Origin of the sequence: Microbacterium sp. B24, from assembly GCF_000333415.1 — a bacterium.
Lineage (GTDB): Bacteria > Actinomycetota > Actinomycetes > Actinomycetales > Microbacteriaceae > Microbacterium.
In genome coordinates this window covers 19,479-41,232 of record NZ_BADB01000384.1, presented here as the reverse complement: position 1 = coordinate 41,232, position 21,754 = coordinate 19,479, and the positions used below count along the sequence as shown (strand labels likewise).

The window sequence follows — 21,754 nt, the reverse complement described above, 5'->3', positions numbered from 1 at the left end:
CCTCNCCCGCCCGCTCAGCGGTGTCGGAGCGCAGGACGGGCCGCTCGATAGGATGGGGTGTACCGGCATTCCCGGTGCAACCGTCCGATATGCGCCAGAAGGCCGAAAACGGGGGAGCAGTCCATGCCAGGAATCGTGATCGTCGGCGTCCAGTGGGGAGACGAGGGCAAGGGCAAGGCCACCGATCTTCTCGGTGAGCGCACCGACTGGGTCGTCAAGTTCAACGGCGGAAACAACGCCGGTCACACCGTCGTCATCGGCGATGAGAAGTATGCACTGCACCTCTTGCCCTCCGGCATCCTGTCCCCCGGCGTCAACGCCGTCATCGGCAACGGCGTCGTCGTCGACCTCGAAGTGCTCTTCGCCGAGCTCGAGGCGCTCAACGCCCGCGGCCTCGACACGTCGCGCTTGAAGATCAGCGCGAACGCGCACGTCATCACCCAGTACCACCGCACGCTCGACAAGGTCACCGAGCGCTTCCTCGGCAAGCGCATGATCGGCACGACCGGTCGCGGCATCGGCCCGACGTACGCGGACAAGATCAACCGCGTCGGCATCCGCATCCAGGACCTCTTCGACGAGAACATCCTCCGCCAGAAGGTCGAAGGCGCGCTCGATCAGAAGAACCACCTGTTGGTGAAGGTCTTCAACCGCCGCGCGATCACCGTCGACGAGGTCGTCGACGATCTGCTCTCCTACGTCGAGCGCCTGCGCCCGATGGTCTGCGACACGGGGCTGCTGCTCAGCCGTGCCCTGGATGCCGGCGACGTCGTCGTCTTCGAGGGCGGCCAGGCCACCATGCTCGACGTGGACCACGGGACCTACCCGTTCGTGACCTCCTCCTCTGCCACCGCCGGTGGTGCGTCGACCGGGTCGGGGGTCGGTCCCAACCGCCTCGATCGCATCGTCGGCATCGTCAAGGCCTATACGACGCGCGTCGGTTCCGGACCCTTCCCGACCGAGCTGTTCGACGACAAGGGCGAGTGGCTCCGCAAGCGCGGCTTCGAGTTCGGCACGACGACGGGACGGCCCCGCCGGGTGGGCTGGTACGACGCGCCGATCACGCGCTACGCGACCCGCATCAACGGCATCACCGACCTCGTGCTCACCAAGCTCGACATCCTCACCGGGCTCGAGCAGATCCCCGTGTGCGTCGCGTACGACGTCGACGGCGAGCGGTTCGAGGAGGTGCCGGTCAACCAGAGCGACTTCCACCACGCCACGCCGATCCTCGAGTACTTCCCGGGCTGGCAGGACGACATCTCCGGCGCGCGGAGCTTCGAGGATCTGCCCGTCGCGGCGCAGGAGTACGTGCTCGCTCTGGAAGCGATGAGCGGCACGCGCATCTCGGTGATCGGTGTGGGTCCCGCCCGGGACGCGGTCATCGTGCGCCACGATCTCGTCGACTGAGGTGCGCTTCTTCCTCGGCGGGTACTCCGCCGACATGGGCGGCCGCGCGGAGGGCATCGGCACGCTCCTGGCTGGAGACCCCGATGACGGATCGGCCGGGGGAGAGCTCGCCCGGCGCGCGGAGGTCGCCGTCGGCGCCGAGTCGCCGTCATGGATCGCGTGGCATCCGACGCGTGCGGTCGTCTACGCCGCGCTGGAGGGGCGCGGCGTCGTGCAGGCATATCGCCGCACCGGCGAGGAGGGCTTCATCGCCCTCGGCGCCCCCGTGGAGGCCGGCGATGCCGTCTGCCATCTCGCCGTCGCCCCCGCCGGCGACGCATTGATCGCGGCCTGCTGGGGTGATGGGCGCCTCGTGCGCATGTCGCTGGATGCCGAGGGACGCCCGTCCCAGCCGAGCGTGCTCGCCGCCGCGTCCGACCCGTATGCCCTGGTCGGCATATCGCAGGAGCCGCGGCCGTCGCGCGCGCACCACGTGCGGTTCCTGCCGCGCGACACGATGGCGACGACCGATCTCGGGCTCGATCTCGTGCGTTTCTGGCGGGGCACGGGGACGCAGGGCTCGCGCGACGTCGCGCTTCCGCGGCAGACCGGGCCGCGCCACAGTCGATGGCATCCGTCGGAGCACCTCTTCGTGGTGACCGAGCAGTCGAACGAGCTCTACGCGCTGGCGCCCGACGCGAGCGGGCAGTGGCGCGTCGCCGCCGGCGTGGCGTTGTCGCCGGGCGCGCTCGCCGGAGACGCTGCGGCCGAGCTCGCCTTCTCGCGTGACGGCCGCTTCGTCTACGCGGGGCTGCGCGGTTCGAACACGATCGCCGTCGTGGAGGTGCGCGGTGACGGGGCGCAGCTGCGTCCCGTCGCGCTCGTCGACGCGGGCGTGGAGGGGCCGCGGCATCACGTCGTCGTGCGCGACACCCTCCTCGTCGCCGGTCAGCACTCCGACGAGATCGCCGCGCTCACGCTGAACGAGCGCACCGGGGTGCCGGGGCGAGCGCGACGCCGTGTCGACGCCCCCTCGCCGACCTGTCTGCTCCCGGCATCCTGAGCGGGTGCTCGGATTCAGTCCACCGGGATCCACACCCGCATCGTCGACGGCGCACGATGACCCCAGTCGTGGTACGCGACGAGCGGCACTGTAGCGACCGCGCCGAAGCCGCGTTGCTCGATCGGTTCGTACGGCCACATCGAGCGGTGCTCGCGTCGGCGCCCAATTCGCACCCAGACCCGTCCATCCCGCTCGCGTGGTGTCACGCTGCCGATGAGTGCCATCTGGCCCACATTCTCGCCGCCCGGAAGATCGACCGACTCGAGCGCCAGAACCTCGGGGCCGCGTTCGATCGCCACACAGCCTCGGACGGCGTCGATGCGCGGGTCGGGGTGCACGACGCGTGGCGCGAGAGGGAGCTCGAGCGAGATGACGTCGCCGGCGCGGAACGCCCGACGCACATCGACACGTCCGACCTCGGCCGCCCGCTCGATCACCGGTTCCGGCTGTCCTGCTTCCTGCACCATGATGCGAGCGCCCTCGGCCCAGTGCGGCACGCGCAGCGACAGCGTCCAGGGCGACACGGCGTCGCTGTTCACGATGACACGGATGGTTCCCCGCGCCGGGTACTCGGTCTTCACATCGACCGACACCGTTCTGCCATCGTCCAGCCGTGTGCGGATCTGCGCCGGAGCGTACTGGTGGATCTGGATGCCCTCGGCATCCGCCGTTGCCAGGTAGGCATCGAGACTTGCGAGCGTGCGGGCGACGTTCGGGGGGCAGCATGACACATCGAACCACGGTGCCCTGAGCGAGGACGAGGCGCGCGGCGACGTGCCGTCAGCGTCGGCAGGCACGCCGGGTACTCGCTGGTGCAGCGTGTTGGCGTAGAAGAAGCTGCGGCCGTCGGGTGCGGGCGATGTCGCGATCACGTTGTAGAGCGTCCGCTCGATGAGGTCGGCGTAGTCGGCGTCGCCATCGTTCAGCAGCAATCGCCACGAGAACATCACGGAGGCGATGCCCGCGCAGGTCTCCGAATAGGCGCGGTCCGGCGGCAACTCCCAGTCTTCGCCGAACGCCTCGTCCTGGTGACGGGAGCCCTGACCTCCCGTGATGTACGTACGACGTCCGCGTGTGTGTGCCCACTGTCGGCGCAGCGAGGACAGCAACTCATCGTCGGCGGTGTCGACCGCGACGTCGACCGCGCCTGCGGCGAGATAGTTTGCGCGGACGGCGTGTCCGCCGAGCGCATCCGCTTCACGAACCGGGACATCATCCTGGAAGTAGCGCCGCCCCCATTCGATGTCCTGCAGAGTGCCGTGGCCACGGCGGGAGACGAAGAGAGCGGCCTGTGCACGATAGCGCTCGCGGCCTGTCACACGCGCAAGTTCCACGAGGGCGGTCTCGATCTCCGGGTGACCGCAGAAGGCAGGGATGCCGTCGGCACCGAACACCTCGCAGACGAGATCGGCCGCGGCGGTCGCCACGGTGAGCAGCCCGTCGTCGGCACCCGGTCGGGTCCTCTCGCGGGCCACTGCCGCCTGGAACAGGTGACCCAGACAGTAAAGTTCGTGGCCCCATTCGAGATCTGACCAGCGGGGCGGCTGCCCGTCACGACCGAACCTCGTGTTGAGGTATCCGTCGGCGGCCTGGGCTCTGGCGACACGTCCGACAGTCGAGCGCAGACGCTCTTCGAGCTCTGCGCTCCCGCTGCGGCCGATCTCCCACGCGAGGGCTTCGAGGTACTTGTACACCTCGGAGTCAGAGAACTCCCGTCCTCGTCGGCCGGCGGGCAGTGTGCCAGTCGAGGCGAGGTCGAAGTTCGCCAGCCAGCCTTCGGACTCCAGCCGGTCGTGGATGTGCGCGAGCGTGTGCTCGGCGTTGACGCGTTGACGCGTTCCCCAGAAGCCGCCGGTGATGCGCACCTCGTCGAGCCCCAGAGGGCGCAGCGAGGACTGGTTGGGCACGACGGGCGCGACGATCACGCCCGCTGACACGGATTCCCGCGGTGCGGGAGGAAGGGTGGTGGACATGGTCATCCTTTGAAGGCGCCGGACATGAAACCGCGCACGTAGTGACGTTGGAGGATCAGGAACAGAACGATGCACGGCAGCGCGAGGACGACGACGCCGGCTTCGGTCACGCCGTAGTCGATGACACCCATCGTCTGGCCTCGAAGGTTGGCTACCGCGAGGGGCAGCGTCATCCGCGACGAGTCGTTGATCAGGATCAGGGGGGCGATGAAGTCGTTCCACGCGGTGAGGAAGGCGAACAGACCGACGGTGATGAGCCCGGGCTTGACGGCGGGGAGGAGTACGCGCCACAGGGCGCTGAAGCTGGTGCAGCCGTCGACGAGCGCCGCCTCGTCCAGCTCCCGAGGGACCGCCTCGAACGAGATGCGCATCATGAACATCGAGAACGGCAACTGGAACATCGTCAGCACCAGGGCCACACCGACGAGCGAGTTCTGAAGACCGACCGCGTTGAGGATGACATACAGCGGGATGAGCAGGGTCGCATAGGGCACCATCAGGATCGCCAGCACCAGCAGGAACAGGAGGTTCTTGCCGGGGAACGAGAACCGAGCGAAGGCGTATCCGCCCAGGAACGATACGAGCAACGTCAGCGCCACGGTCAGCAGCGAGACGAACAGAGAGTTGCCGAGGTAGACCCATATGCCGGCCTGGAAGTTGGCCAGCGTTACGTAGTTGCCGAAGCCCCACCCCTGCGATTGACTCGTGCCGGCCTGCGGACTCACTGAGGCGACCCCTGTCCAGACCAGGGGAAAGAGGAAGATGATCGCCAGGGCGCCCGTGAACACCGTTGAGGGGATGCCCCACAGCAGCTGGCCCGTGGGTCGGCGTCGGTGGACGCTTCCGGGTGCGACGAGTGCGCGCGTCGCGGTCGTCGCAGCGCGCGGCGACGTCTCGGTCAGTGCCATGTCAGGCCTCCTCGGGGCGGCGGAACGCTCGCAACTGGACGATGTTGATGACGACGAGAGCGAGGAGCACGATGACCGAAAGCGCTGCCGCGATGCCGAGGTTGTTCTGCCCCTGGAAAGCGATGTTGTAGATGAGCTGGACCACTGTCATCGTGCTGTTGTCCGGCCCGCCCTTGGTCAGGATGTAGAACTGGTCGAAGGCGAGCAGCGATCCGGTCACACACATGACGGTCGTGAGGGCGAACGTGGGACGCAGCAGCGGAACGGTGATGTCGCGGAAGATCTGCCAGCGTGAGCCGCCGTCGATGCGAGCCGCCTCGTAGATCTCCTCCGGGATGCCCTGCAGCCCCACGAGCAGCAGCAGCATGTAGAAGCCGGCGAAGCGCCACACGATGAGGAACACGGTCGACCACAGGGCGCCGCTCGGTGTGCCGAGGAAGGTGACGCCCCACGACTCCATCAGTTCCGCGAAAGGTCCTGCGATCGGAGAGTAGAGCACGTAGAAGAGGAGGGATGCCGAGGCGAGCCCGAGCGCGCTGGGCAGGAGGAACGCGGTGCGCAGGAACCCCTTCCAGGCCGTCGACTCCTGAACCAGGAGCGCCAGGCCGAGCCCCAGACCGATGAGCAGGACGGTCGTGATGACCGTGTACACGAGCGTGAAACGGATGGAGTCCCAGAAGAGGCGGTGGTCGACTGCCTTGACGAAGTTCTCCGGAAAGTTCGGTCCGAGGTTTCCCCGCAGCAGGGGCCACTCCGAGCCGGACATCTGCAGGACGAGCAGGAGGGGGATGATGAACAACAGCGCGACGAACAATGCCGTCGGAGTCGCATAGAGCCACCCCTGGAGGGGGCCGCCGAGAGCGGTGCGCCGATGCCGAGCGCGGCGCGCGGTGGTGGAGAGGGCCACGTCATTCCTTCCGGAGAGGGTGGGGGCCGCCATGGGCGGCCCCCACCGGGGGGCTACTGACCGAGAACGGACGTGATCGCGTCGTTGTCGGCATCCACCGACGAGGTGCCCTGGATGACCGCATTGCGGACGAGGGACAGCCAGGGGCTTCCGGGTGCGTTGAACGCCTGCTGGAAGTTGAGAGCGACGGGCGTCTCGCCCTGTCCGGCGACCTTGTTGATCGTCACCAGACGAGGATCCTTGGACGCGTACTGGTTCTCGGCGAGGTCAGAGCGCGAGACGGCGTTGCCGTCCTTCGCGAGCACGCCGACCTGGGCATCCTCGGACATCAACCAGGACAGGAAGTTCCACGCCTGCGCGGCCTTCTTCGAGTCCTTCGAGACACCGATGCCGTCGCCGCCGACGAAGGTCGATGCGCCGCCCTTGACACCCGGGATGCCGGCGACGCCGGCATCGAACGACAAACCGGAAAGGAGCGTGGCGGGGAACGGCATCACTCCGACCTTGCCCTCCTGGAACCCGGCCACCCAGGTCGCGCCGGTCTCGTCGGCCGAGCCGGGGGCGACCGCGCCGGACGAGTACAGGTCCTTCCACGTCGCGTAGACATCCTTGGCAGCATCTCCGGCGAGCAGCGATGACTTGCCGTCGTCGCTGAGCACCTGCTGGCCCGAAGCCCACACGGACGGGAACCAGGTGAACACCAGACATCCGCCGCAGTTGAGCCCGGTCGAGGTGCCGGACACGCCGGGCTTGTTGAGGCCCTGAACAGCCTTGGCCGCAGCGGCGAACTCCGCGAGCGTCTCCGGAGCCTTCTCCGGGTCGAGCCCGGCCTCCTTGAACAGCTCCTTGTTCCACATCAGCATCGAGAGATCGAGGACGAATGGCAGCACGTGCTCTTTGCCGTCCATCGTGCCCGCGGAAAGGTGTCCCTTGTTGATGCTGCTCTTGTACGACAGGCCGTCTACCTGCGCCGTGATGTCCTGGAACAGCCCCTGCTGCACCCAGTTCGGGACGTACACGATGTCGGCGGCGAACAGGTCGGGTAGCCCGCCGGACCCGGCCGCGGCGCCGACCTTCGCGACGTAGTCGTCGTTGGGTACGACAGTGAGGTCGACCTTGTTCTGGTGGCTCGCGTTGTACGCCTCGACCAGAAGCTTCGCCTGCCGCTCCAAGGGCGCACGCGTCCACAGCGTCAGGGTCGAGCCGTCGTCGGTGCCGGCGGCGGGGATGTCGGCGGGTGCCGACGGGGTGGAGCCTGCGGCGCAGCCGGCGAGAGTGCCGGCCAGTGCCCCGATCGCCACCACGGCGGTCGCTGCCCGCAGGGCGAAGCGGTGCCGGATTCGTGTCATTGCTGTCTCCTCTTGCTCTTCATTGAGCGGATGCCTCGAACGGGATCAGACACCGCTTGTCAGGGAGGAATGTCGAAAATGTCGAAATCCCTTTCGGGACGCTAACCTGGGAAGGGTCTGCTCGTCAAGAACGACGATCGAAGAATCATCGAGTCGAGGCGCTCGAGGAACGGGAGCCAAGATGACGCGTAGCGATCATGGTCGCGCTGCGACGCTGAGCGACGTGGCTCGTCGCGCGGGAGTGTCGATCGCGACGGCGTCGAAAGCGCTGAACGGTCGGGGTGATGTGGCTCCGACCACTCGCAAGCGGGTCGTCGCGGCGGCTGATGAGTTGTCGTTCACGCCCAACGCGATGGCACGCGGCCTGCTCGCCGGCCGCACGGGAACCGTCGGACTTCTCACCAGCGACCTCGAAGGTCGCTTCGTCATCCCCATCCTCATGGGTGCGGAGGACGCATTCGGCGCTGGCCAGGTCAACGTCTTCCTCTGCGATGCGCGCGGCGACGCGATCCGGGAGCAGCATCAGCTCCGCGCCCTCATCAGCCGCCGCGTCGACGGCATCATCGTGGTGGGGCGCCAAACCGATCCGCGCCCGTCGCTCGGGCAGGATCTGTCGGTCCCGGTGGTTTATGCCTACGCGCCGTCCGAGGACGAGGGAGATCTCTCGTTGACGCCCGACAACTACTCGGGCGGACGTCTCGCCGTCGAGCACCTGATCGCCTGCGGCCGTACCCGCATCGCCCACATCACCGGCGACCCGGCGTACGCTGCGGCGCAGGACCGACTGGCCGGCGCGCGGGCGGCGCTGGCGGCGGCGGGGCTCGAGCTGGTGGGAGAGCCGATGTTCGCCGCGTGGAACGAGCACTGGGGTCGGGATGCCGCGGCCATCCTGCTGCAGCGGCACCCCGACGTCGACGCCGTCTTCTGCGGCTCCGATCAGATCGCACGGGGAGTGCTCGACACCGCGCGCGACTTCGGTCGTGATGTGCCCGGCGACCTCGCTGTGATCGGCTACGACAACTGGGAGGTGCTCGCCGACAATGCTCGCCCGGGGCTGACGAGCATCGACGCGAACCTGCAGCAACTCGGGCGGCAGGCCGCTCAGCGCATCTTCGATGCGATCGACGGGCGCGACCTCGGAGCCGGCGTACATCACCTCCCGGTGCGGTTGATCATTCGCGGCTCCACGATCCCGAGGCGCTGACTTTTCGTCACAAGTCGGTCGGTTTTTCGTTATCTAGCGAAATTTACGAAAACCATTGCGGAAGTCTATGGATCCTCTGTAGCGTGGCGACCCACGTACGCGCGGCTCATCGGTGAACGGCGCGGAGAGGAACTCAGAGACCGTGGACTCCCATCCGACGATCCCGTTGCGCGTCCGTCGTGCCGCCATCGCTGCTTCCGCGATCGCCGCACTGATCGTGACCGCCCTCGGCGCCGCGCCCGCGCACGCCGCCAACAGTGACATCGGCTATCCGACCTTTACGGGGGACCCCCACCCCGTGCCCGACACCGGCGTGACGTACACCCCGGGAAATCAGCTGCAGCGCATCTTCGACGCGGATGTTTCCGCCGGCGCCGGTTCGAACTCGGACACCGACTTCTGGATGGACCGCATGCTCGCACGCACGGGCGACGCGGGCAGCTTCGGCGACAACAACCAGTGGCTGTTCACACGCGGGCGTGCCGCGTTCATGAAGGAGCACGACCCCTCGGTTCTCGGCTTCGGTGGGCAGCTGGCGTATTGGGAGGCCATCGACGGTCGGCCGGGCTACACGATCTCGGCCCGCATCGGTGGCGCCGACGTGACCCTGACGGAGGACGTCGCGCAGCGCAAGCAGACGCCCAGCTACTGGCGAAGCGTCCACACCGGTGGCGGCATCGAGGTCGTCCAGACGAAGTTCATCACGGACGCCAACGTTCTCGTGACCGACCTGCAGGTGCGTTCCACAGGTGGGGCGGTCGACGTCGAACTCGTGGCATCCTCGCCCTTTGCCACTCTCGTCGAGGGCGACGAGCTGGTCGGTCACGTCTCGGCGCTGAACGACCTGACGACGCTCTCCCCTCGTTTCTCGGGCGACGGCTTCTCGCCGACGGGTGCGGCCCTCTCGCGCACGCTGTCGATCCCTGCCGGAGGCAGCGCGACGACCAAGGTGCAGCTGGGACTGATCACCGACGAGATCGCCCCGTCGCGCGCCGACTACGACGCCACGCGCGCGCAATCGCCGGCCGCGGCCTACACCACCCACGTGACCGCCTACAACCGGTGGTGGGCTGAGAACGTCCCGTACCTGGATACCCCCGAGGACAACATCGACAAGACGTTGTTCTATCGCTGGTGGCTCATGCGGTTCAACTTCCTCGATGCCGACATGCCGGGCAACACCTACCAGTTCCCGGTCGCCATGGAGGGCGTGCTCGGATACAACAACTCGATCGTGTTGACCACCGGCATGTTCATCGACGACCTGAAGTACTTCCGCGACCCGATCTACTCGTACGGACCCTGGGTCTCGACGGGCGAGACGAGCAAGAGCTACAAGTTCGTCGACAACCCCGGCGACCCCGCGAACTGGTCCAACAGCTACACGCAATACATCTCCGAAGCGGCGTGGCGTTCGTACGAGCTGCACGGTGGCCCGACTGCGATCGCGCAGAATCTGGCGAAGTATGCCGAGGACGACGTCAAAGGACTCCAGGACGCGTACGACTTCAACAAGAACGGCCTCATCGAGTACAACTGGGGCGCGATGACTGGGAACGACGCGGATGCCGTGTCGTTCCACTGGAAGGGCGGCTACCAGGACCGCGCCGAGAACGCCTACCTGTACTCCAACGCCCTCGCCTCCGCAGCCGCCTACCGGACCGCCGGCAACGACGCCAAGGCCGACGAGATGGAGGCCTTCGCGCAGAACATCAAGTCCCAGATCATGAAGGTGCTCTGGAACCCGCAGGACAAGCTCATCGAGCACGCCATGGCCAACACCGGTGAGCACGTTCCGTGGAAGGAGATCAACAACTACTACCCCTTCTCGGTGGGCCTCGTGCCCAAGCCTGGTGACGCCGACTACAAGGACGACTACGTCCAGGCCCTCCGGCTCTTCGCCGACGACAAGCAGTACCCGATCTTCCCCTTCTACACCGCGAATCAGGCCGATCAGGCCGCCTACAACGCCACCGGTGGACAGGGCAGCAACAACTTCTCGGTCATCAACTCCACGGTGACCTTCCGGATGCTGTCGACGGTGCTGCGGGACTACCCGACCGACGCGATCAACGCCGAGTGGTACAAGAAGCTCCTCTACTGGAACGCGTGGGCGCACTACCAGAACGGTGGCGACAACCGCCTGCCCGACCAGAACGAGTTCTGGGCCAACGGATCGGCCGACCCGCAGAAGATCGACTACCGCTCGTGGATCCATCACACGATCCTGGGCGCGACGAACTTCACCATGATCGAAGACACGATGGGTCTCCGGCCGCGCAGCGACGCGAAGATCGAGCTCGACCCGATCGACATCGGCTGGGACCACTTCACCGCGAACAACATCCGCTTCCGTGACCGCGACCTGACCATCACCTGGGACGCGCCGGGCGGCACCCGCTACTACGGCGACGACGTCCCCGAGGGGTACTCGGTGTTCCTCGACGGGAAGCTCGCCTTCACGGTCGACAAGCTGTCGCACGTCGTCTACGACCCCGCCACAGGGGCGGTCGACGTCGTCAAGGGCGATGCGCGGGTGTCCGCCGTCACGACATCCTCGGTGAAGGCCCCGCAGGACGTGCGCTTCGCGGACGACGCCCGCGTCGTCGACCTCTTCGCGAAGGCGGGCGCGGACGTGCGCTCCGCCAGCACCGGCAGCGCGAACCTGGCCGAATCCGCCGCCGCGACTTTCTCGGCCGCGGGCCGTGAACCGTCGGGAGCGGTGGATGGAACGACCATCAACGAACCCTTCTGGGGGACCGTGGGATCCCCGAACGCGAAGGACTCGCTCACCGTCGAACTCGGTGGAGAGAAGACGTTCGACGACGTCCGCACGTACTTCTACGACACCTCCTCGTCGGCGACCGCGCCGGGGTACGCGGAACCGTCCGTGTACACCCTCGAGGTGCGTCGCGGCGGTCAGTGGTCGGTGATCCCGCAGCAGGCGCGCACGCCCGCCTACCCGCGCGCCAACTACAACCACATCCAGTTCCCCGAGGCGACCGGAGACGCGGTGCGCTTGACCGTGACGCACACGTCCGGCGCGAAGACCGGCGTGAAGGAGCTGCAGGTGTTCCGCACAGGTCTGGAGGCACCGGCATCCACCAATCAGGCTCCGCTGGTGACCGCGTGGCAGGATCGCGAGGCTTCGGTCGGTGGCGCCGCCGTCCTCGTCGGAACGGTCAAGGACGACGGACTTCCGTCCGGCGACGTGTCGTCGCGGTGGAGCGTCGTGAGCGCGCCAGAGGGCGCGACGGTCCTGTTCGATGACGCCTCGGCGGCGTCGACGACCGCGCGGTTCTCCGACAAGGGACAGTACGTGCTGCGGCTGACGGCCGAAGACGGCGAGAAGGCCTCGCAGACCGACGTCACGGTGCAGGGCGATCCCGTCACGACGGGGACGAACGTCGCCCCCGATGCCACGCCGTCGGCGGAGTACACCGCGGGCTGGAACGACGTCAACGCGGTCAACGACGGCAAGGTGTTCTTCGACGGCGGCAGCCAGAGCGACATCTGGGGCACCTGGTCGGGCAACCACCCCGCCACGCGCTGGCTGCAGTACGACTGGAGGACTCCGCAGCGCATCGCGGGCGCCGAGATCGGGTTCTGGAGCGACCAGACGGATCCCGCTTCCGCGAACGGTGTCAATATCCCGAAGGGCTGGAAGGCGCAGTACTGGACCGGCGCGGCCTGGGCGGACGTCACCGGTGCATCCGCGTACACGGTGAACCGTGACGCGGTGAACACCCTGGCGTTCGACGCGGTCACCACGACGAAGATGCGCGTCGTCCTGCAGGCCGCGGGGACCGGGCCCTACGCCGCGGTCGCCGTGAGCGAGTGGAAGGTCTTCGCCGACGCCCCCACCTCGATCGAACCGATCGACGTCCGCACGGCGGTGGGGACGAAGCCGACGCTGCCGACGACGGTGGATGCGACCTTCTCGGACGGAAGCCACGCCGACATGCCCGTCACGTGGGCCGAGGTGACCGATTCTCAGGTCGCCGGCGAGGGCAGCTTCGTGGTGTCGGGAATCGTCCCCGGTTCGCCCATGGCGGCGAAGGCGACGGTGTGGGTCCGCGCGACGGCTCCCGGTCAGATCAACCAGGTGGATGCCGTGACGACGCGCACCCAGCCGGGCGTGTCTCCCGTGCTTCCGAAGGCCGTGGGCGTGCTGTTCAACGACGGCTCGCGCCAGGACCTGCCGGTGAGCTGGGACGCTGTCGCCGCGGAGTCGTACGCCGCGCCGGGACGGTTCACCGTTGCGGGCACGGTGCAGAGCGACCTGCCCGGCACGAAGGCCGCCTCGGCCGCGGTGACCGTGGGTGGTGGCGGCGAGGACACGAAGGCGCCCACGGTGGCCTTCCAGGTCTCGCCGGCGGCCCCGGCGTCGGGCTGGTACACGCAGGCGGTGGCCGTCGGTGTCACCGCGACCGATGACCAGGACGCGTCCCCCCGCATCGAGGTGCGCGTGGATGCCGGCGCCTGGGCGGCGTACACCGCCACGGTCTCGGTGACGGGCGACGGCGCGCACGTGGTGCAGTCCCGAGCGACCGACGCAGCCGGCAACACGTCGGCGGTGGCGGAGCAGACCGTGCGCATCGACACCACGGCACCGGCCGTCGAGGTCACGGCCGACGCGGTCTCGCGCACGGTCAAGGCCACGGCGACCGACGCCGGCTCGGGCGTCGCCTGGATCGAGTACCGCGTGGGCGACTCGGGTGCCTGGACCGCGCTGACGGGCTCCGTGCTCGTCGGGCTCGACGAGACGAAGGTGCAGGTGCGTTCCGCCGACACGGCCGGCAACGTCTCCTCGGTCATCGAGAGGACCGTGCCGAAGGCCGACGGCTCGCAGAAGCGCAACGTCGCTCTGCTCGCCACGCCCACCGCCTCGGGAACCGCCGGATGGAACAAGGTCACCGGTCTGAACGACAACGTCCAGCCGACCTCGTCGGGCGATGTCACGCCCAACGACAACGCGAACGTCTGGGGCATCTGGCCGCAGGTGACCGACCAGTGGGTGCAGTACGACTGGACGGATCCCGTGACCATCGGCGAGCTGGGCGTGTACTTCGTGTCGAACATCGACGCGCAGGGGCTGGGCATCGACGTCCCCGCGACGTGGGAGGCGCAGTACTGGGATGCCACGGCCGGCGCGTGGGTGCCCGTGAAGAACGCGGGGGCCTACGGCACCGCGAAGGACACGTACAACACGGTGTCGTTCGACCCGGTGACCACGACGAAGCTCCGCCTCCTGCTCGACCCGGTCGGGACCGAACAGGGCAAGGGCAGCGTCGGCATCAAGGAATGGCAGGTGTGGGAGCAGCCGGAGACCCCGGTCCCCGACACCCAGGCGCCCGTCGTCACCACCGCGGTCGACCCCGTCGCTCCCGCCAGCGGGTGGTACACCGGCACGGTGACCGTCTCGGCATCCGCCATCGACGACCGCGACGATGCGCCCGTCGTCGAGGTGCGGGTCGGCGACGGGGCCTGGGTGGCCTACACCGCGCCCGTCGAGCTCGCGACCGATGGAGCCACCCCGGTGTCGTTCCGGGCGAAGGATGCCGCCGGCAACACCTCCGCGCCCGTCGGCGTCGAGGTGAAGCGGGATGCCACCAGGCCGGCCGCGGATGCGGGGTGGAACGCCGCATCGCGCACGGTCACTCCGACCGGAACCGATGCCGGTTCGGGTGTGGCTGTCGTCGAGTACCGGCTCGGGGACGCGGCCTGGACGGCTGCCACCGGTGCCGTCGCCGTCGGCGACGCCGCCACGACGGTGCGCGTGCGGGTGACCGATGTCGCGGGCAACGTCTCGAATGTCCTGGAGGTCGCCGTACCGGCGAAGACGACCGATCCGGGCTCCGATCCGGGCACCGACCCGGGGACGAACCCCGGGGGAGGCACCGGAACCGACCCGAGCGGTTCGCTCACGGGCCACGAGGTCATCCGGATCGGCGTCGGGCAGGTCGCCCCGGGCGGTCGGCTCCCGGTGTCGGTGAGCGGCGCGGCTCCCGGAACCGTGTTCGCGGTGGAGTTCCGTTCCACCCCGATCCGGCTTGGCACGTTGACGGTCGGCGCCGACGGCACCGCCGGCGCGGTGTTCACCGTCCCGGCGTATGCCGAGTCCGGAGTGCACACCGTGGCGCTCATGGTCCCCGGGGCGGAGATCACCGCGCAGGTGACGGTGGTCGCCCCCGGCGCGTCGTCGCCGCAGACGCCGCCGCTGGCGGCGACCGGCCAGGATGCCGCACCGGCGCAGGTCGTGATCGGTATCGGTGTGAGTGTTCTGCTGCTCGGGCTGATCGTTCTGGCGATCGCCCACTACCGTCGGCGCCGCTCGGCCTGACATCCCGGGGCCGGGGCGCGTGGCCCCGGCCCCTCACGCTCGTTCCCCTGGGTCGAAGGAGACCACTGTGATCCGTCCTGCCTCGCGGCGCCTGTGGGCAGCCGCTACCGTCGTGGGCCTGATGGGAGGATTACTGGCGCTGACGCCGGCGAGTCCCGCAGCCGCGCTGCCCAATCCCCTCCTCGGCGACGGGTCGAGCTACTCGGCCGACCCGGCCACGCTCGTCGCCGACGACACGCTGTACGTCTACGCGGGCCGCGATGAGGCCGACGCAACGACGAACGACTTCGTGATGAACGAATGGCAGGCGTTCTCGACCACGGACGTCGAGGGCGGCTCGTGGAAGCACTATCCGTCCCTGATGCGTCCCGAGCAGGTCTTCTCGTGGGCGACCCCCGGGCGGGCCTATGCGGGCCAGGTCGTGCAGGGCGGAGACGGCCGCTACTACTGGTACGTCCCGGTGCACGAGGCCGGCAGCAGCTCGCCCGACCCGTTCGGCATCGGCATCGCCGTGTCCGACACCCCGCTGGGCCCCTGGACGGACTACGCGGGGGGCCCGATCGTGTCGCAGAAGATCCTGGGCAACAACGCCCACAACATCGACCCCACCGTGTACGTCACGGACGACGGTCGCGTCTGGATGTACTGGGGGAGCTTCGGCCGCCTCTTCGGCGTCGAGCTGGCATCCGACATGAAGACCCTCATCGGCACGCCGACGGAGTTCCACAGCGGCGTCGACGGGTTCTTCGAGGCGGCGTGGCTGTTCGAGCGCAAGGGCACGTATTACCTCGCGTACGCCGCCAACACCGCGGGGCCCGACAGCTGGTGCACGCCGGCCGTCTACCACGCCTGCATCGCGTACTCCACGGGACCCACGCCGATGGGCCCCTGGACGTCACAGGGCCGCGTGCTGGCCCCGGTCTCTTCGACGACGAGCCACCCGGCCATCACCGAATACCACGACAAGTGGTACATCGCGTACCACACCGCTGACGCGGTCGGAGGCAATCACTTCCGCCGCTCCGTCGCGGTCGACGAGGTGCAGTGGGACGACTCGGTCACCCCCGCACGGATGAAGCCCGTCGTCACGACCCCGCCCCGTGACATCCTGACGACGCCTTCGGCGAACGTCGCGCCGTGGGCCACGGTCTCGACGTCGAACGAACCGGTGCCCGTGCAGTACTGGAAGGCGGCGCTGAACGACGGCATCGTGCGCCCGAACCCGCTTCCGCCGGACATGTGGGGCTCGTACGCCGCCGACCGACCGGCATCCCAGTGGATCCAGTACGACTGGCGGGAACCCGTGCGCATCGACCACTCATCGATCCAGTTCTGGGCCGATCGCGAGCCCGGAAGCGGTGACGGGGTCTCCGCACCGTCGTCGTGGACGCTGCAGTATTGGGCGGATGGACGTTGGTCCGACGTCGAGAACCCGAGCGGATACCCCACGAAGACCGGCGAGCTGCGCGAGGTGACGTTCTCGCCGGTGGCCACCACGCGACTGCGGGCGGTTCTGAACGCCTCCCCAGGCACGGGGGCGTCGTCGAGCTACTCCGCCCTCGCGGTGGAGGAGTGGACCGCGGGTGCCGTCGCGCCGACCGGCGTGGACTCTGCTGCCACCAGCACTCTCGTCGGAGAGGCCCCCGAGCTGCCCGACACCGTCGCGCTGGTCTACGGCGACGACCGCATCGCCGCGCCGGTGACCTGGGACGCGATCGACCCCGCCGCGTACGTCGCCCCCGGCACGTTCACGGTGAACGGCACCGCGCAGGGCTACGCCGCGGGTCGCGTCCAGGCCACCGTCACGGTGGTCGGTGCGGACACGTGGCGTACCAACCTCGCGGCGACCGGTACGCCGGTCGCCGACTTCACCGCCGGCTGGAACGCGCTCGCGTCGATCAACGACGGCACCATCCTCTACCAGGGCGGCTCGGCGTCGCAGGTGTGGGCGACGTGGGACGGTCTCCGTCCGGCGAGCCGCAACGTCGGCTACACGTGGGATGAGCCCGTCACGGTCGACGCGGTGAACGCGCACTTCTGGAGCGACGTCCCCGGAGCGTCGGGGGCGGGCAACGGCGTCGCCGTACCCGCTTCATGGCATGTCGAGGCCCTCGTCGACGGGAGGTGGACCGAGGTCGCGGGTGCCAGCGGCTATCCGGTCGAGACCTCGGCTCCCAGCCGCGTGTCGTTCACGCCGGTGACGACCACCGGCATCCGTGTCGTGCTCGACGGGCAGTCCGATGGCACCACTCATGCCGCGGTCGGGCTCTCGGAGCTCGAAGTACTCGGTGAGCCGGCGGATGCCACGGCCCCCGAGATCACGCTCGAGGCACGCGGCGCGCGGGGAGCCGACGGGTGGTTCGTGGGTCCGGTGACGGCCCGGGTGGAGGCGAGCGACGACCGCGACCTGCGTGTCGCCGTGACCGTCGCCGTGGACGGCGGGGCGGCGACCACGTCCGATGCGCGTCGCGTCGACACCGTCGTGCGCGTCGACGGTGCGCATACGGTCACCGCCCGCGCCACGGACGCCGCCGGCAACGTCTCGACAGAAGCGACGGCGTCCTTCCGCATCGACGCGACCGCTCCCGCAGTCACCACGACGCTGGACGCGGGTGCGCGATCGGTTTCGGCGACGGCGACGGATGCCGGATCGGGTCTGGGGGGCGTCGAGTACGCGCTGGACACCCCGCTCACGTGGAGACCCTACACGGCAGCCGTCGCGGCACCGGACCTGGAGCGGCACGTCGTATACGTGCGCGCCACCGACGTCGCGGGCAACGTCTCGAACCCGACGACGGTGACCATTCCGCGCTCGCCCGACGCGCCGTTGACCGGCAACATCGCCCCGTATGCGACGCCGTCGGCGTCGTCGGCATCCGGATGGGCGCCCGTCGGCGGCGTGAACGACGGCAGCGTCACGGGAACCCCGTGGGGCACGTGGCCGCGCGTCGGTGAACAGTGGGTGCAGCTCACGTGGGATCGGTCGGTGACGGTCGATCGCGCGAACGTGCAGTTCGCGCGCGACGCCGCCGACGACGTCAACGCCGGGCTCATCCCACCCCGCTCCTGGGTGCTGCAGTATCGCGACGGTTCGGGAACCTGGAAGGACGTCGTCACCTCCGACTCCTACGCACGCTCGTCGGACGCTCCGAACGAGGTGCACTTCACCGCGGTGGACACCACGGCGGTGCGCGCGCTGATGCAGTCGTGGGGCGCCGCTGAAGGGCAAGGGTCGGCGGCCATCTCGGAGTTCGAGGTGTGGGCTGCCACGAAGCAGCCGCCGGTGGACACCACGGCGCCGACGCTGTCCTTCGAGCCGGCATCCCCACCCAACTCCGCCGGGTGGTACCGCGAGGGCGTGCGGTTCACGGCCACCGCCACCGACGACATCGATGACGCGCCGACCGTGCGCGTGCGTGTCGACGGCGGTGCGTGGGCCCCGTTCACGGACACGGCCACGATCGACGCCGACGGTACCCACCTCGTCGAGGCCGAGGCGGTGGATGCCGCCGGAAACGTGTCTGTGCGCCAGGGCCTCACGGTCCGTGTCGACACGGTGGCCCCGTCGGTGTCGACCCAGGTCGCCGACGACGCATCGGGCTCCCTCGTCGAGGTCGTGGCGTCGGATCAGTCGTCGGGGGTCGTCAGCGTCGAGCGCCGCGTCGGCGACGTGTGGTCGCCGCTCACGGGCGGCCGAATCCGCCTCCCGCACGGGGGCGGCGACGTCGAACTGGCCGTGCGGGCGACGGATGCCGCGGGCAACACGTCTGCGCCGCACACCGTCACCGTGTCGACGGGGACGCCGCCGGTCGATCCCGACACCGCGTCGGTGTCGCTCGGTGTCGATGCGGTCTCGGCCGGTGGGGCGATCGCGCTCGTCGGCTCTGGATTCGCGCCCGACGAGCTCGTCGAGGTCGACCTGCACTCCGATCCGCTCCGTCTCGGGGCGCTGCGCGCGGACGGCAGCGGCGCGGTGCGCGGCACCCTCAGCATCCCGACAACGGTTCCCGCCGGCGCCCACACGGTGACCCTTCGCGGAGCGACGAGTGGACGCGAGGCCTCGGCCGAGGTGCTCGTGCGCGCCGCCGCGATGGCCCCGGGTGCCACGACGGGTGTCGGTGCCGCGGGCACTGTCGGCGGCGGCACCTCCGGCGTGCTCGCCTCGACGGGCGCGACCGTCCCGTCGGGTCTCGTCGGGTTCGCCCTGCTGCTGCTCGCCGGAGGACTGCTGACACTCCGCGCCCACCGCGGACAGGAGCGACCGCGCTCCACGTCTGAGAGGAACCTCCGATGACCGAACGCCCGATCTCCGCCCTGACCCGACGGAGCGTGCTCGGCGGTGCCGCCGTGGGCGGCGTGCTGCTCGCCGCCGGAGGTCTCGTCACCGGCGGCGCCCCGGCCGTCGCGGCCCCGCTCGGCGCCCCGGTCGAGCCGGCCCTCCGAGTGCGCGGGCCCCGGCATCCGGGTTCCGTCGTCCGTGCCGCCGCGCGCGAGGTGTATCCCGACGCATGGAGCCTTCGGCCGTTCCCGCTGAGTGCCGTTACCCTGGGCGAGAGCGTGTTCACGCGTGCCCAGCGCCAGGCGCTGATCCTCAATCGCGCGGCATCCGTCGATCAGCTCCTCGCGGTGTACCGCCGCAACGCGGGCCTCGACACGAAGGGCGCCACCCCGCCCGGCGGCTGGGAGGAGTACGGACCCGCTCCCGATGCACAGCGCTGGGGGCCGTCGGAGTACACGCTCGGGCAGAACAAGGCGGGTGCCGGCGGGCTGCTGCGCGGCCACTTCGGCGGCCACTTCCTCAGCGGTCTGTCGATGGCCTACGCTTCGACCGGCGAGACGGCGCTCGCCGACAAGGTCGCCGCGTTCGTCGCCGGGCTTGCGGAGTGCCGCACCGCGCTCGCCGCGCAGACCATCGGTGGTCGCCCGCGCTACTCCCACCCGGGATTCCTGTCGGCCTACGGCGAGTGGCAGTTCTCGGCGCTGGAGCAGTTCGCGCCCTACGGGGAGATCTGGGCACCGTACTACACGCTCCACAAGATCCTCGCCGGGCTGCTCGACGCGCACGCCTACACCGGCAACACGCAGGCGCTGACGCTCGCGGAGGGGATCGGACACTGGGTGCACTCGCGGCTGAGCCGGTGCACGTCGGCGCAGCTCCAGCGCATGTGGTCGTCGTACATCGCCGGCGAATGCGGCGGGATGAACGACGTCCTGACCGAGCTCTACTGGCGCTCGAACGATCCCGATCGCGCAGAGTTCCTCGACACCGCACGTCTGTTCACCTACGACGTCCTGGTCGACGCGTGCGCGAACGGGCGCGACACCCTCGACGGTCGGCACGCCAACCAGTACATCCCGACCTTCTCCGGCTACCTCAAACTGTTCGACGCGACCGGGCAGGAGCGTTATCTCCACGCGGTGCAGGGGATGTTCGACATGGTGGTGCCGGGGAGGGCGTACGCCCACGGCGGCACCGGGGAGGGCGAGCTGTGGGGCCCCGCGGGGGCCGTGGCGGGCGACATCGGCAAGCGCAACGCCGAGTCGTGCGCCGCCTACAACATGCTCAAGGTCGCACGCTCGCTCTTCTTGCACGACCGTGACCCGCGCTACATGGACTACTACGAACGCACCGTGCTGAACCACATCCTCGGGGGGCGACGGGACGCCGAGTCGACGACGAGTCCGGAGAACTGCTACATGTTCCCCGTGCACCCGGGTGCGTACAAGGAGTACGGCGACGGCAACATCGGCACGTGCTGCGGCGGCACGGCGCTGGAGAGCCACGTCAAATACCAGGACACGATCTACCTGCGCTCGCGTGACGACGATGCGCTCTTCGTCAACCTCTACATCGCTTCGACCCTCAACTGGGCCGACAAGGGCATCACCCTCGTGCAGACATCGTCCTACCCCGAGTCGGGCACGTCGATCCTCACCTTCGCGTCGACGCCGTCGGGACCGCTCACGCTGAACCTCCGGATTCCCGGATGGGTGACCGGTCCTGTCGAGATCGCGGTCAACGGCGAGGCGGTCGACGTGCCGCGCGCACCGGGGACGTACGCGCAGCTCAGCCGCACGTGGGCTCAGGGCGACGCCGTGTCGGTGCGCTTCCCGCTGCGACTGCGCGCCGAGTCGACGCCGGATCGTCCCGACATCCAGGCACTCGTCTACGGCCCCGTCGTCCTCACCGCGCTCGATGACTCGACGCGGTACGCGCGGGTCTCGCTCGCCTCGCGGCTGCGACTCGACGGCTCCATCGCGCGCAACGTGACGACGAAGCCGCACAACGTGTTCGTCATCGACGGGCGCACGTTCGAACCGGCCTATACCGGGAGGGATGCGGCGTATCACATGTACTTCCAGCGCTCCGAGCCGACGGTCGCCTTCGCCGGGGTCGACACAGGCGTCAAGAACCCGTCGCGCGCGCACGGCTCGGGGACTCTGCTCGACGAGATCTGGTCGCACGCCCCATTCGCCGACCGCGCGGCGTTCCTGGAGGTCGTCCGCGCGGCCACCCAGTCATTCGCCGATGCCCGATTGCTGACCGCGCGCGACCGCCAGAAGGTGCTGCTGGCAGCCGGCCGCGCCCCGATCGATGCGTGAGCAGACGAGAGCGAA

The 21,754-nt window shown here is 69.1% G+C and carries 10 protein-coding genes; 6 read left to right on the top strand and 4 right to left on the bottom strand.

The window, feature by feature from the left end; genetic code table 11:
- Window positions 1-123: 123 nt before the first annotated feature.
- Complete coding sequence (locus I5I_RS10755; RefSeq protein ID WP_036319383.1) at window positions 124-1,410, top strand: adenylosuccinate synthase; 1,287 nt, start codon at window positions 124-126, stop codon at window positions 1,408-1,410.
- Window position 1,411: 1 nt separating this feature from the next.
- Window positions 1,412-2,452 carry a lactonase family protein gene (locus tag I5I_RS10750; RefSeq protein ID WP_036319380.1) on the top strand — a complete coding sequence of 347 codons (1,041 nt, stop codon included), beginning with the start codon at window positions 1,412-1,414 and terminating at the stop codon, window positions 2,450-2,452.
- A gap of 14 nt (window positions 2,453-2,466) precedes the next feature.
- Here I5I_RS10750 and I5I_RS10745 read toward each other — a convergent pair whose 3' ends face one another.
- The 4 genes from I5I_RS10745 to I5I_RS10730 are packed head-to-tail and all read right to left on the bottom strand — an operon-like array spanning window position 2,467 to window position 7,589.
- Window positions 2,467-4,425, bottom strand: a complete 1,959-nt coding sequence (locus tag I5I_RS10745; RefSeq protein ID WP_036319377.1) for a glycoside hydrolase family 127 protein — start codon at window positions 4,423-4,425, stop codon at window positions 2,467-2,469.
- Between the two features lie 2 nt (window positions 4,426-4,427).
- Entirely contained in the window at window positions 4,428-5,333 is a 906-nt protein-coding gene (locus I5I_RS10740; RefSeq protein WP_204365824.1) for a carbohydrate ABC transporter permease, read from the bottom strand.
- A gap of 1 nt (window position 5,334) precedes the next feature.
- Window positions 5,335-6,240, bottom strand: a complete 906-nt coding sequence (locus tag I5I_RS10735) for a carbohydrate ABC transporter permease (RefSeq protein WP_051039584.1) — start codon at window positions 6,238-6,240, stop codon at window positions 5,335-5,337.
- A gap of 53 nt (window positions 6,241-6,293) precedes the next feature.
- On the bottom strand, window positions 6,294-7,589 hold the full coding sequence (locus I5I_RS10730) for an ABC transporter substrate-binding protein (RefSeq protein ID WP_036319371.1): 1,296 nt from the start codon (window positions 7,587-7,589) through the stop codon (window positions 6,294-6,296).
- Window positions 7,590-7,770: 181 nt separating this feature from the next.
- Between I5I_RS10730 and I5I_RS10725 the strand changes: the two genes are divergently transcribed.
- From I5I_RS10725 to I5I_RS10710, 4 genes are all read left to right on the top strand, one after another.
- Window positions 7,771-8,793, top strand: a complete 1,023-nt coding sequence (locus tag I5I_RS10725) for a LacI family DNA-binding transcriptional regulator (protein ID WP_036319368.1) — start codon at window positions 7,771-7,773, stop codon at window positions 8,791-8,793.
- A gap of 142 nt (window positions 8,794-8,935) precedes the next feature.
- Window positions 8,936-15,136: an OmpL47-type beta-barrel domain-containing protein gene (locus I5I_RS10720; RefSeq protein ID WP_051039583.1), complete on the top strand. Its 6,201-nt coding sequence runs from the start codon at window positions 8,936-8,938 to the stop codon at window positions 15,134-15,136.
- Between the two features lie 67 nt (window positions 15,137-15,203).
- Window positions 15,204-19,430 (top strand): OmpL47-type beta-barrel domain-containing protein, encoded by a 4,227-nt coding sequence (locus I5I_RS16450; protein WP_083868001.1) that lies wholly within the window; start codon window positions 15,204-15,206, stop codon window positions 19,428-19,430.
- The gene (locus tag I5I_RS10710) at window positions 19,427-21,739 is read left to right on the top strand and encodes a beta-L-arabinofuranosidase domain-containing protein (protein ID WP_036319365.1); all 2,313 of its coding nucleotides are present in this window, start codon (window positions 19,427-19,429) and stop codon (window positions 21,737-21,739) included. The genes I5I_RS16450 and I5I_RS10710 overlap by 4 nt, the downstream gene beginning before the upstream one ends.
- The last annotated feature ends 15 nt before the right edge of the window (window positions 21,740-21,754 follow it).

Coding starts and splice junctions, on each gene's coding strand:
- I5I_RS10755 (WP_036319383.1), top strand. CDS start 124: ATGCCAGGAATCGTGATCGTCGGCGTCCAGTGGGGAGACGAGGGCAAG.
- I5I_RS10745 (WP_036319377.1), bottom strand. CDS start 4,425: ATGTCCACCACCCTTCCTCCCGCACCGCGGGAATCCGTGTCAGCGGGC.
- I5I_RS10740 (WP_204365824.1), bottom strand. CDS start 5,333: ATGGCACTGACCGAGACGTCGCCGCGCGCTGCGACGACCGCGACGCGC.
- I5I_RS10730 (WP_036319371.1), bottom strand. CDS start 7,589: ATGACACGAATCCGGCACCGCTTCGCCCTGCGGGCAGCGACCGCCGTG.
- I5I_RS10725 (WP_036319368.1), top strand. CDS start 7,771: ATGACGCGTAGCGATCATGGTCGCGCTGCGACGCTGAGCGACGTGGCT.
- I5I_RS10710 (WP_036319365.1), top strand. CDS start 19,427: ATGACCGAACGCCCGATCTCCGCCCTGACCCGACGGAGCGTGCTCGGC.